Origin of the sequence: Variovorax sp. PvP013, from assembly GCF_050435945.1 — a bacterium.
In the GTDB taxonomy this organism is placed as follows: domain Bacteria; phylum Pseudomonadota; class Gammaproteobacteria; order Burkholderiales; family Burkholderiaceae_C; genus Variovorax.
The window spans coordinates 206,937-218,956 of record NZ_JBNDLF010000001.1; the positions used below are offsets into that span (position 1 = coordinate 206,937).

A 12,020-nucleotide genomic window follows, 5' to 3' on the forward strand; every position below is an offset into this window, starting at 1 on the left:
GGCGGGGAGAACGGGCACGGCCCGTCGCCGTGCCCCGAACTGTAGGCAGGACGGCGCCGCGCAAAGCCGGAAACAGGCCACGAAACCCCCCCTTACTCCGCGCTTCCGGCGGGCGCCCCGACCGGACAATTTCCGCACGCCCCGCCATGGGCCACGTCCTGTCACCACCCACCCGCACCACCACCGCCGCCATGCTGGATCAACTGACGAACTCGCTGGACTTCAACGCCAAGGCCCTGGTGCTGCGCGCCGAGCGCCAGCGCACCATCGCCGGCAACATCGCCAACGCCGACACGCCCGGCTACGCCGCCCGCGACTTCTCGTTCTCCGACGCCCTGCGCGACGCGACCGGCGGCGGCGGCGGCGCCGGCGGCAAGGCCATCGGCCGCACCGACGCGCGCCACATCCCGCTGGGCGGCGCCGGCGCGGGCGGGGTGGGCGGATCGAGCGGCTACGCCGTGCAGACGCAGCCCACGCTCGACGGCAACAGCGTCGACCTCGACCGCGAACGCGCCGCCTTCGCCGACAACGCCGTGCGCTACGAGGCCACGCTGCGCTTCATCAATGGCGAGGGCAAGACCATGCTCGCCGCGATCCAGGGTCAATAAGCCATGTCCATGTTCTCCATCTTCGGCATCTCCGGCAGCGCCGTGAGCGCCCAGTCGCAGCGCCTCAACGTGGTGGCCAGCAACCTGGCCAACGCCGACGCCGTCGCCGGCCCCGACGGCCAGCCCTACAAGGCGCGCCAGGTGGTCTTCCAGACGCTCGACATGGGCGGCGAGGCCAACGCCGGCGTGCGCGTGGACGCCGTCACCGAGAACCCGGCCGCCGGGCGCAAGGTGCACGAGCCGGCCAACCCGATGGCCGACGCCCAGGGCTACGTGACGCACTCCAACGTCAACGCGGTCGAGGAGATGGTCAACATGATCTCGGCCTCGCGCTCCTACCAGAACAACGTCGAGGTGATGAACACCGCCAAGAGCCTGCTGCTCAAGACGCTGCAGATCGGCGCCTGAGCCGGTTCTTCCTCACTCCTTCGTCCCGAACACCCATTCCATGACCGCCACCACCGCGACCACCGCCCTGACCGGCACCACCAAGACCTACACGCCGACGTCGAGCGCGAGCGCGAGCGCCGACGCGAAGTCCTCGCTGACCACCACCGACGCCTCCGAGCAGCAGGACAAGTTCCTCAAGCTGCTGGTCGCGCAGATGAACAACCAGGACCCGATGAGCCCGATGGACAACGCGCAGATGACCTCGCAGATCGCGCAGATCAACACCGTCAGCGGCATCGCCCAGCTCAACGACACGATGAAGAGCATGTCGACCCAGATGTCGGCCATGCAGGTGCTGCAGGCGGGCAACCTGGTCGGCCACAGCGTGCTGGTGGAGGGCGACAAGCTCGCCGTCAGCGCCGACGGCAAGACCGGCGCGGGCGGCTTCGACCTCGCGGGCAAGGCCGCCGACGTGCAGGTGCAGGTGCTCACGACGGGCGGCCGGGTGATCGACACGCTCTCGATGGGCGCGCTCGAGGCCGGCCAGCACAGCTTCCAGGTCGACGCCTCGGCCTACCCGAGCGGCACCCCGCTCAGGTTCCAGGCCGTGGCCTCCAACGGCACCACGGCCGTCACCTCCACCTTGTTGATGCAGGACAAGGTCATGGCCGTGGGCAGCGGCACCGACGGCCTCACGCTGACCCTGCAGGGCAACGGCGTGAAGTCCTATTCCAGCGTGCGCTCGGTCCTCTGAACGCGCCGACGACGACCTTCCATCCCCAGGAGCAACTTCCATGAGTTTCCAGCAAGCACTCTCCGGCCTGAACGCCGCCAGCCGCAGCCTCGACGTGATCGGCCACAACATCGCCAACGCCAACACGGTGGGCATGAAGTCCTCGCGCGCCGAGTTCTCCGAGGTCTACGCCAGCGCGGCCGGCGGCATCGGCGGCACCAACGTCGGCCTGGGCGTGGAGGTGGGCACCGTGTCGCAGCAGTTCTCCCAGGGCTCGATCAACATCACCGGCAACGAACTCGACGTGGCCATCAACGGCGGCGGCTTCTTCCAGGTCAAGACCAACGACGGCAGCACCGCGTACACGCGCTCGGGCAACTTCAAGCTCGACAAGGAAGGCAGCCTCGTGACCAACGCCGGCGCCAACCTGATGGGCTATCCGACCGACGTCAAGGGCGTGCGCCAGAGCTTCAACGCGCAGCCGCTCAAGCTGCCCACCGGCACGCCGATCCCGGCCAAGCCCACCACCAAGATGACCGCCGAGATCACGCTCGACGCCACCGCCACCGTCGCGGCCAACGCCACGCCGCCCACGCCGCTGGTGAAGTACGGCACCTCGCTGACCGCCTACGACCCGCAGGGCCTGGAAGTGCCCGTGGGCCTGTACTTCCAGAAGACGGCCAACAACACCTGGAACGTCTACACCAGCGTCAACGGCGCCGACCCGGCCGCCTCGACTCCGTTCCAGCTGAACTTCAAGACCGACGGCAGCCTGGACACCACCACCTCGCGCGTGCCGCCCATCACGCTGGCCTCGCCCAACAACCCGGCGCAGACCTTCACCGCCTCGCTCGACCTGAGCAACATGACGCAGGTGAACTCGCGCTTCGCCGTGGCCGACCTGTCCCAGGACGGCTACACCTCCGGCCAGCTCACGGGCATCGCCATCGAGGCCAACGGCGTCATCACCGCCACCTACTCCAACGGCCAGACGCAGTCGGCCGGGCAGATCGCGCTGGTGAACTTCCGCAACGCCCAGGGCCTGTCGCCCACCGGCGCGGGCTACTGGAGCCAGACCTTCGCCTCCGGCCAGCCCACGCGCGGCGCGCCCGGCGACGGCACGCTGGGCCAGCTGCGCTCGGGCGCGCTGGAGGATTCGAACGTCGACCTGACGGCCGAGCTGGTCAACATGATGACCACGCAGCGCGCCTACCAGGCCAACGCCCAGACCATCAAGACGCAGGACCAGGTGATGTCGACCCTGGTCAACCTGCGCTGATCGCGTCTGAGACGGAGCCGCAGCGATGGACCACCTGATCTACACCGCCATGAGCGGGGCGAGCGCCGCCGCCGCGCGGCAGGGCGTGCTCGCCAACAACCTGGCGAACGCGTCGACGCAGGGGTTCCGCGCCGAGCTCTCCGCCTACCGCGCGGTGCCGCTGCGCGGCGACGGCGCCTCCACGCGCGTGTTCGCGATGGAGGCGACCTCGGGCCACGACGAGAAGCCCGGCGCCATCCAGCGCACCGGCCGCACGCTCGACATGGCGGCCCAGGGCAACGCCTGGTTCGCGGTGCAGGGCCTCGACGGCACCGAGGCGTACACCCGCTCGGGCTCGTTCCAAGTCTCGCCCGAGGGCACCCTGACGACCACCAACGGCCTGATGGTGCTGTCCGACGGCGGCGCGCCGATCGACGTGCCGCCGGGCTCGACGCTCACCGTGGGCGGCGACGGCACGGTCAGCGCTCAGACCGGCAGCGCGCCGGCCTCGACCGTCGGCCGCATCAAGCTCGCCGCGGCGGCGCCGGAGGACCGGCTCACGCGCGGCGAGGACGGCCTGTTCCGCACCGCCACGCTCGACCCGCTGCCCACGAGCCCCACCGGCCGGCTGGAGACGGGCGCGCTCGAAGGCTCCAACGTGAACCCGGTGGAGACCATGGTCGGGATGATCGCCGCGGCCCGCCAGTTCGAGCAGCAGATGCGCCTGCTGCAGACCGCCGAGAGTTCCGACAAGTCGGCCTCGCAGCTCCTCAACGTCCAGGGCTGAGGCCCGCACCCGCTCCCTTTCCAAGGAACCGCTCCGTCATGATCAATTCGCTCTGGATCTCCAAGACCGGCATGGAAGCCCAGCAGACCCAGCTGGACGTCATCTCGCACAACCTGGCCAACGTCTCGACCACCGGCTTCAAGCGCTCGAACGCCGTCTTCGAAGACCTGATGTACCAGAACCTGCGCCAGGTCGGCGCCAACAGCTCGGAGCAGTCGCAGCTGCCCACCGGCCTGCAGCTGGGCCTGGGCGTGCGCACGGTGGCCACCAGCCGCTCGTTCACGCAGGGCAGCATGCAGCAGACCAGCAACCAGCTCGACGTGGCCATCAAGGGCAATGGCTTCTTCCAGGTCACGCAGCCCGACGGCACCATCGGCTACACCCGCGACGGCTCGTTCCAGGTCGACGCCCAGGGCCGGCTGGTGACCTCCTCGGGCCTGCCGGTGGCCAACGGCATCACGGTGCCGCCCTCGGCCACCAACGTCAGCATCGCCGCCGACGGCACGGTCTCGGCCACCCTGCCCAACAACCCGACGCCGCAGAACATCGGCTCGCTGGCGCTGGCCAACTTCGTCAATCCGGCCGGCCTGGAGCCGCGCGGCGACAACCTGTACGTGGAGACGGCCGCCTCCGGCCAGCCCAACGGCGGCACCGCCGGCACCAACGGCCTGGGCACGGTGATGCAGGGCTTCCTGGAGACCTCGAACGTGAACGTGGTGCAGGAACTGGTGTCGATGATCCAGACGCAGCGCGCCTACGAGATGAATTCGAAGGCGATCCAGACGAGCGACCAGATGCTGCAGAAGCTCGGACAGCTGTGATGACCCCCAGTCTTCGCCCACTGCGTGTGGCTTCGCCAACCCCCTTGCAGGGGGCAACGCCGGCGGCCCGGCAAAGCCGGTTCCGCGGCGTTTCTGGAACGGGCTTCGCTTCGCTCGCCTTCGCGGTGGCGAGCGTCGTGTTCGTTTCGGGGTGTTCGACCCTGGCGCAGACGCCGGAGGTGGAGATGCCGAGGACGAACGTGGCGATGCTGGCGCCGCAGCCGGCGGTGACGGCGGTGCGGCCGGCGACGGGGAGCCTGTTCAATCCGGCGCGCTACCGGCCGCTGTTCGAGGACCGCCGGGCGCGCATGCAGGGCGACACGGTGACGATCCTGATCGTGGAGAACGTGAGCGCGAGCCAGAAGTCGACCTCGACGATCGACAAGACCGACGGCATCAAGACCAACATCGCGGCGGTGCCGTTCCTCTCGGTCGCGGCGCTCGCGCGCGCCGGTGCCAGCGCCGATTCGAAGTACGACTTCGCGGGCAAGGGCGGCACCGAGAGCGCCAACACCTTCACCGGCTCGATCACCGCGACGGTCATCGACGTGCAGCCCAACGGTCACCTGGTGGTGGCGGGCGAGAAACAGATCGGCGTGAACCAGAACGTCGACGTGCTGCGTTTCTCCGGCACCGTCGACCCGCGCGCCATCCAGGCCAACAGCGTCGTCAACTCGCTGCAGGTGGCCAACGTGCGCATCGAGTCGCGCGGCCGCGGCGCGCAGCAGGAAGCCCAGGTCATGCCCTGGCTCAACCGCTTCTTCATGAACGTGCTCCCCTTCTGACCGACCGCTCCATGACATCGATCCTCCGTCTCTTCGCCGCCTTCGCCCTCGGTGCCGCGCTGCTCGCGCCGGCCCACGCCATCCGCATCAAGGAGCTCGCCTCGGTCCAGGGCGTGCGCACCAACCAGCTGACCGGCTACGGGCTGGTGGTGGGCCTCGACGGCACGGGCGACCAGACGACGCAGATGCCCTATACGACGCAGAGCGTGGCCAACTACCTGCAGCAGTTGGGCATCGTGCTGCCGGACAACCGGGCCTCGCAGCTGCAGCTGAAGAACGTGGCGGCGGTGATCGTCACGGCGCAGCTGCCGGCCTTCGCGCAGCCGGGGCAGATGCTGGACGTGAACGTGTCGTCGATGGGCAACGCCAAGTCGCTCAAGGGCGGCCTGCTGGTGGTGACGCCCCTGCGCGGCGCCGACGGCGAGATCTACGCGCTGGCGCAGGGCAACCTGGTGATCGGCGGCGCCGGCGCGTCGGCCGGCGGCAGCAAGGTGCAGATCAACCACCTGAGCGCCGGGCGCGTGCCCAACGGCGCGCAGGTCGAGCGCGCGGTGCCCTCGCCGCTGCTCGAGGGCGACAACGTCAGCCTGGGCCTCAACAGCTCGGACTTCCAGACCGCGCGCCGCGTGGCCCTGGCCATCGACCGCAAGATGGGCACCGGCACCGCGCGCGCCATCGACGGCCGCACCATCGAGGTCCGCGCGCCGACCGAGGCCAACGCCCGCGTCGGCTTCCTCGCCGAGCTGGAGGAGATCACGCTCGACCAGGCGGCGCCGGCGGCCAAGGTGGTGATCAACGCGCGCACCGGCTCGATCGTGCTGAACCAGTCGGTGACGCTCGGGCCGTGCGCCATCGCCCACGGCAACCTGTCGGTGACGATCAGCTCGACGCCGGTCATCAGCCAGCCGGGGCCGCTCTCCAGCGGCCGCACGGTGGTGGCCGAGCAGGCCAGCATCCAGATCAAGCAGGAGCCCGGCATCCTGATCCAGGTGCCCAACTCGCCCCAGCTCTCGGACGTGGTGCGCGCGCTCAACGCGCTGGGCGCCACGCCGCAGGACCTGCTGGCCATCCTGCAGGCGATCAAGGCCTCGGGGGCCATGAACGCCGAACTCGAAGTCATCTGATGATCAAGCTCGCCCCCAGTCTTCGCGCACTGCGTGTCGCTGCGCCAACCCCCTCGCCGGGGGCAACGCCGGTGGCCCGGCGGAGCCGGTTCCACGGCGTTCCTGGAAAGCGTTGAACCATGACCATTTCCTCCTCATCCAACTCCCTGACCGCGAGCAGCGGCAACGCGCTGGCGGCCGATGCGCGCTCGCTCGACGCGCTCAAGCTCGCCGCCGGCACCAACGACCCGAAGGCGGTCAAGGAGGCCGCCAAGCAGTTCGAGTCGCTGTTCATGCGCGAGCTGCTCAAGAGCATGCGCGAGGCGACGATGAAGTCGGGCCTGATGGACAGCGAGGGCGAGAAGCTGGGCACCGACCTGCTCGACCAGCAGTTCTCGGTCCAGCTCTCGGGCATGCCCGGCGGCCTGACCGACGCCATCACGCGCCAGCTCAGCCAGAAGATGACCGGCGACGCGCGCGGCAGCCTGCCGACGGTGTCGATGCCCGCCGCCTCGACGGTGGTCAACCCCAGCGCCAGCCAGAGCGGTTTCGTCTCGCAGCACAGCGCCGCGGCCGAGCGCGTGGCGCAGGCCACGGGCATCCCGGCGGCGTTCATGGTCGGCCAGGCCGGCCACGAGACCGGCTGGGGCAGGAGCGAGATCCGCAACGCCGACGGCAGCAGCTCGCACAACCTGTTCGGCATCAAGGCCGGCGCCGGCTGGACCGGCAAGGTCGCCACCATCACCACCACCGAGTACGTCGACGGCGAGCCGCGCAAGGTGCAGGCCAACTTCCGCGCCTACGACTCCTACGAGGCGTCGTTCCGCGACTACGCGCGCCTGATCGGCGAGAGCCCGCGCTACGCGCAGGCCAAGGCCGTCGCCGCCAACGCCACGACCGCCGTGGGCGCCGGCGGCGGCAACGCCGCCGCCACCGCCTACGCGAGCGAGCTGCAGCAGGCCGGCTACGCCACCGACCCGGCCTACGCGGCCAAGCTCAGCCGCGCGATCAATTCGACGCTCATGCTCCAGCGCGCGCAGCAGGTCTGACGCCGCCGCCTTTTCCGCCACATCCCCCGAAGCCCCGTACCCCGAGATCCCCCCATGAGCAATCTGATGAACGTCGGCTCGCGCGCCCTGATGGCGAACCAGACCGCGCTGTCGACCACCGGGCAGAACATCGCCAACGCCAACACCGTGGGCTACTCGCGCCAGAGCGCGGTGCTGCAGTCGGTGCCGGGCCAATACACCGGCAGCGGCTACATCGGCAAGGGCGTGGAGGTGGCGAACGTCACGCGCTCGCACAACGAGTTCCTCGCGCGCCAGGCGGTGCAGTCGCAGTCGATCGCGGCCATGGACTCGACCCGCGCCGACCGGCTCGACGCGCTGGAGGACGTGTTCCCCAGCGGCAAGAGCGGCCTGGGCGCCGCCGTGAGCGACATGCTCAACGCCTTCTCCGACGTCGCCGCCACGCCCAGCGACACGACGGCGCGCAACGTGGTGCTCTCGCGCGCCGACGAGATGGCCGCGCGCTTCACCAACGCCCAGACGCAGCTCGACGACCTGCAGCGCGGCGTGAATTCCGGACTCGACGAAGCGGTCAAGTCGGTCAACAGCCTGGCCGGCCGCGTCGCCGCGCTCAACGAACAGATCGCCCGCTCGCAGGGCTCCGGCCACGCGCCCAACGACCTGCTCGACCAGCGCGACCAGCTGGTGCGCGACATCGGCACGCAGGTGCAGGTCTCCACCGTGGCGGCCGACGACGGCAGCCTCAACGTCTTCATCGGCAGCCAGGCGCTGGTGCTGGGCGCCAGCACCGCCAAGCTGGCGATGCAGACCGCCGACGGCGGCACCAGCCAGATCACGCTCGAGCGCGGCACGCTCTCCACCCCGGTGGACGAATCGATCCTCTCGGGCGGCAAGGTCGCCGGGCTGCTGCGCTTCCAGAACAGCGACCTGACGTCCACGCGCGACGGCCTCGGCCGCATGGCGCTGGCCATCGCGGCCGACGTCAACGCGCAGAACCGGCTGGGCGTCGACCTCGACGGCCATGCCGGGCGCAGCCTGTTCCGCGACATCGCCATCCCCGATGCCGAAGCCGAGCTGGCCAACACCGGCAACGGGGTCGTCGCCGCCAGCGTGAGCGACACCAGCGCGATGGCCGCGTCGTCCTACCGGATCAAGTTCGGCGCCGGCGGTTCGTTCGAGGTGACCCGGCTGTCCGACGGCAAGGCGACGCAGCACACCGGGCCGCTGCCCGCCGTGGTCGACGGCCTGCGCCTGGACCTGGCGAGCGGCACGGCGGCGGCGGGCGACGTCTTCACGCTCAAGCCCTACACGGCGGCGGCCGGCAAGATGGCCGTGGCGCTGAACTCGCCGCGCGAGCTCGCCGCGGCCAGTCCAGTCGAGGCGCGCCCGGCCGCCGGCAACACCGGCAGCATCGCCGTCGGCACGCTCGCGGCCACCTCGGCCAACGCCAACCTCACGACGCCGGTGACGCTGACCTTCAACGCCAACGGCACCTTCAACGTCGCCGGCGCCGGCACCGGCAACCCGAGCGGCGTGGCCTACGCGTCGGGCCAGTCGATCAGCTACAACGGCTGGACGCTGGCGCTCAGCGGCACGCCCAAGGCCGGCGACACCGTCACGGTGCAGGCCACCACGTCCGGCTACACGACGCTCAACGCGGGCAACGCCAACGCGGTGCTCGCCCTGCGCGACAAGGCGGTGTTCGACGGCGCGCCGATGGTCGACGGCTACGCCAGCCTGATCGCGCAGGTCGGCGTGCGCTCGCAGAGCGCGCAGTACGCCGCCAGCGTCTCCGAGTCGATCGCCACCAGCACCGAGACCAAGCGTGCTAACCAGGACGGCGTCAACCTCGACGAGGAGGCCGCCGACCTGCTGCAGTACCAGCAGGCCTACCAGGCCTCGGCCAAGATGATCCAGGTGGCGCAGAACCTGTTCGACACGCTGCTGCAGAACATGCGCTGAACGGCCCCGCCGCCGCCGCGCACCCCGCACGTCCCCCCGCCCAGACGAAGGAAAGAGATTCATGTCCAGCACCCGGCTCGCGACCGCCAACGCCTACGACAACGCCATGAGCCGCATCGCCACGCGCCAGTCGCAGATGTCGAAGCTCCAGGAGCAGATCAGCGCCAGCAAGCGCGTGCTGCGCCCGAGCGACGACCCGACCGCCGCCGCGCAGGCCGAGCGCGCCACCACGCGCACGGCGCGCGTGGCCACCGACCAGCGCGCCCTGGAGGTGCAGCGCAACGCCGTCTCCACCGCCGAGTCGACGTTGGGCGACGCGATGACCTCGATGCAGACCTTCCGCACGCTGGTCGTGCAGGCCGGCGGGGTGGGGCTCTCGGCGACCGACCGCGCCAGCATCGCGCAGCAGATGACCACCCTGCGCGACGAGCTGGTGGGCTACGCCAACACCCGCGACACCAACGGCCAGCCGCTGTTCGGCGGCCTGGGCAGCACCGGAGCGCCCTTCGTCGACAACGGCGTGGGGGTCGGCTACCAGGGCATCGCCGGCCAGCCGGCGGCCAGCGAGGTCGGCGTCCCCGCCGCGCTCGACGGCCACGCCACCTGGATGGACGTGCCCACGGGCAACGGCGTGTTCGCCATCGCGCAGGGTGCCGGCACCGGCGGCGTCTGGAGCGATGCGGGCCAGGTCGCCGATCCGGCCGCGCTCACGGGCCACGGCTACCGGATCACCTTCGCCGTCGATGCCGCCGGCGCCACCACCTACGACGTCAAGGACGCCGTCACGCAGGCCACGGTGAAGACCGGCCAGCCCTACACGAGCGGCCAGACGATCGCGTTCGACGGCCTGTCGCTGAAGGCCAGCGGCAAGCCGGTCGCGGGCGACAGCCTGGTGGTGAGCCCGAGCACCAGGTCGAGCCTCTTCGGCGTGCTCGACCAGGCCATCGCCAGCGTGCGCGACGGCGCCACCGCCGGCGCCGTCTCGCAGGGCGTGGCGCAGTCGCTGGTGCAGATCGACGCGGCGGCCTCGCGCCTGTCGACCTCGCGCGGACGGGCCGGCGACCTGCTCAACCGGGTCGACAGCATCTCCAGCCGCCAGGAGACGCGCAGCGCGCAGCTCGAGGCCGACCGCTCGCGCGCGGAGGACCTCGACACCGTCAAGGCGATCTCGGACTTCAAGACCAACGAGACGGTGTACTCGGCCGCGCTGAGTTCCTACGCCCAGGTGCAGAAGCTGTCGCTGTTCAACTTCATCAGCTGAGCCGAAGGAGCGGACTGGCATGGCGCAATCGGTTCTCGGCAGCCTGACCCTGGGCTACCGTCCCCTGTGGAATCGCGCCCGCGCGCTCGCGGGCGTGCGGCTCTTCGTGCACGCGGACGACCCCGGCGTCGACGGCCTGCACCTCCTGCGCACGCTGGAGGAATCGTGGTCGGCCGAGTCGCCCGGCCTGGTGCTGGCGGTGCGCTCGCGCGACCTGCTCGCCGGCCTGCTGGCGCACGCCACGCGCACCGACCCGGTGGTCGAGGTGCCCGCCGCCTGGCTCGACGACGTCCGCCTGCGCGCCGCCGTGCGCAACGCCCACGCGCGCGGGGCGCAGCTGGTGCTCGGCGGCACGCCCGACGAACTGCGGGCGCTGGAGGCCGAGCGCTGGGCCGTGCGTCGCGCCGTCCACCTCGCGCCCACCGACGCCGCGGTCGCCATGCAGGCGGCCCTGCGCGCGCGCGACACCTCCGCGGGCGCCCGCATGGCCGGGCGCGCGAGCGACAGCCCGGTCGCGCCCGACACGCTGGTCGACGGCGTCGCCAGCCGCGCGCTGGCCGAGCACGCGCTCGACCAGCAGGGCGCCTGGGCGGTGGCCGGCTGGCCGGTGGAGGACGTGCTGCACCGCTACCAGGGCCAGCCGCTGCCGCCGACCCGGCGCGCCATCGTGCAGACGATGAACGCGCTCGACGCCGAGCAGTCGCTCGACCGCATCGAGCTGGCCTTCGCCCAGGAGCCGGCACTGGCCTACCGGCTCCTGATCTATCTCAACTCGGCCGGCCTGGGGCTGCGCAACGGCATCGCGTCGCTGCGCCACGGCTTCATGATGCTGGGCTTCCGCACGCTCAACCGCTGGCTGGCCGAGCAGCTCGCCCACGCCAGCGACGACGTCGGCCTGCGGCCGGTGAACGCGTCGATGGTGCTGCGCAGCCAGCTCATGCACCACCTGATGGACGCCGGCATCGAGGAGGACCTGCGGCGCGAGATCTACCTGTGCGGCCTGTTCTCGCAGCTCGACCTGGTGATGGACGAGCCGCTGCGCGCGAGCCTGGCGCGCATTCCACTGCCCGACCGCATCGTCATGGCCGTGCTCACCCGCACCGGACCCTACGCGCCGACGCTGGAGGTCGCCTTCGCGCTGGAGTCGGACGACCCGCGCGCCCTGCGCGTCCTGCGCCAGGAGCACGAGATGGAGCCCGAGGACATCAACCGGGCGCTGCTGCGGACCCTGGCGGCCGTGGGCCAGCAGGGCGGCCGGGCCTGAGGCCGGAGGTGTCCGGGCCG

At 71.0% G+C, this 12,020-nt stretch carries 12 protein-coding genes; all 12 read left to right on the forward strand.

The features are described from left to right. Window positions 1-191: 191 nt before the first annotated feature. The gene (gene flgB / locus ABID77_RS01050) at window positions 192-608 is read left to right on the forward strand and encodes a flagellar basal body rod protein FlgB (RefSeq protein WP_429593209.1); all 417 of its coding nucleotides are present in this window, start codon (window positions 192-194) and stop codon (window positions 606-608) included. Window positions 609-611: 3 nt separating this feature from the next. After that, window positions 612-1,016, forward strand: coding sequence for a flagellar basal body rod protein FlgC (gene flgC, locus ABID77_RS01055; protein WP_429589659.1), 405 nt, complete (start codon window positions 612-614; stop codon window positions 1,014-1,016). 40 nt (window positions 1,017-1,056) lie between these two features. Beyond that, complete coding sequence (locus ABID77_RS01060; protein WP_429589662.1) at window positions 1,057-1,752, forward strand: flagellar hook assembly protein FlgD; 696 nt, start codon at window positions 1,057-1,059, stop codon at window positions 1,750-1,752. 40 nt (window positions 1,753-1,792) lie between these two features. Continuing rightward, entirely contained in the window at window positions 1,793-3,010 is a 1,218-nt protein-coding gene (gene flgE, locus ABID77_RS01065) for a flagellar hook protein FlgE (RefSeq protein ID WP_429589665.1), read from the forward strand. 25 nt (window positions 3,011-3,035) lie between these two features. Next, window positions 3,036-3,776 (forward strand): flagellar basal-body rod protein FlgF, encoded by a 741-nt coding sequence (gene flgF, locus ABID77_RS01070; protein ID WP_429589668.1) that lies wholly within the window; start codon window positions 3,036-3,038, stop codon window positions 3,774-3,776. 38 nt (window positions 3,777-3,814) lie between these two features. Next, complete coding sequence (gene flgG, locus ABID77_RS01075; RefSeq protein ID WP_429589671.1) at window positions 3,815-4,597, forward strand: flagellar basal-body rod protein FlgG; 783 nt, start codon at window positions 3,815-3,817, stop codon at window positions 4,595-4,597. 185 nt (window positions 4,598-4,782) lie between these two features. Beyond that, a complete protein-coding gene (locus ABID77_RS01080) occupies window positions 4,783-5,382 on the forward strand; it encodes a flagellar basal body L-ring protein FlgH (RefSeq protein WP_429589674.1) in 600 nt (199 codons plus the stop codon). An 11-nt stretch (window positions 5,383-5,393) separates the two neighbouring features. Continuing rightward, window positions 5,394-6,506 carry a flagellar basal body P-ring protein FlgI gene (locus ABID77_RS01085; RefSeq protein ID WP_429589676.1) on the forward strand — a complete coding sequence of 371 codons (1,113 nt, stop codon included), beginning with the start codon at window positions 5,394-5,396 and terminating at the stop codon, window positions 6,504-6,506. A 119-nt stretch (window positions 6,507-6,625) separates the two neighbouring features. Then, on the forward strand, window positions 6,626-7,534 hold the full coding sequence (locus ABID77_RS01090; protein WP_429589679.1) for a glucosaminidase domain-containing protein: 909 nt from the start codon (window positions 6,626-6,628) through the stop codon (window positions 7,532-7,534). Window positions 7,535-7,588: 54 nt separating this feature from the next. After that, on the forward strand, window positions 7,589-9,475 hold the full coding sequence (flgK, locus tag ABID77_RS01095) for a flagellar hook-associated protein FlgK (RefSeq protein ID WP_429589682.1): 1,887 nt from the start codon (window positions 7,589-7,591) through the stop codon (window positions 9,473-9,475). 61 nt (window positions 9,476-9,536) lie between these two features. Beyond that, on the forward strand, window positions 9,537-10,736 hold the full coding sequence (gene flgL / locus ABID77_RS01100; RefSeq protein ID WP_429589685.1) for a flagellar hook-associated protein FlgL: 1,200 nt from the start codon (window positions 9,537-9,539) through the stop codon (window positions 10,734-10,736). A 19-nt stretch (window positions 10,737-10,755) separates the two neighbouring features. Beyond that, window positions 10,756-12,000 (forward strand): HDOD domain-containing protein, encoded by a 1,245-nt coding sequence (locus ABID77_RS01105; protein WP_429589688.1) that lies wholly within the window; start codon window positions 10,756-10,758, stop codon window positions 11,998-12,000. The last annotated feature ends 20 nt before the right edge of the window (window positions 12,001-12,020 follow it).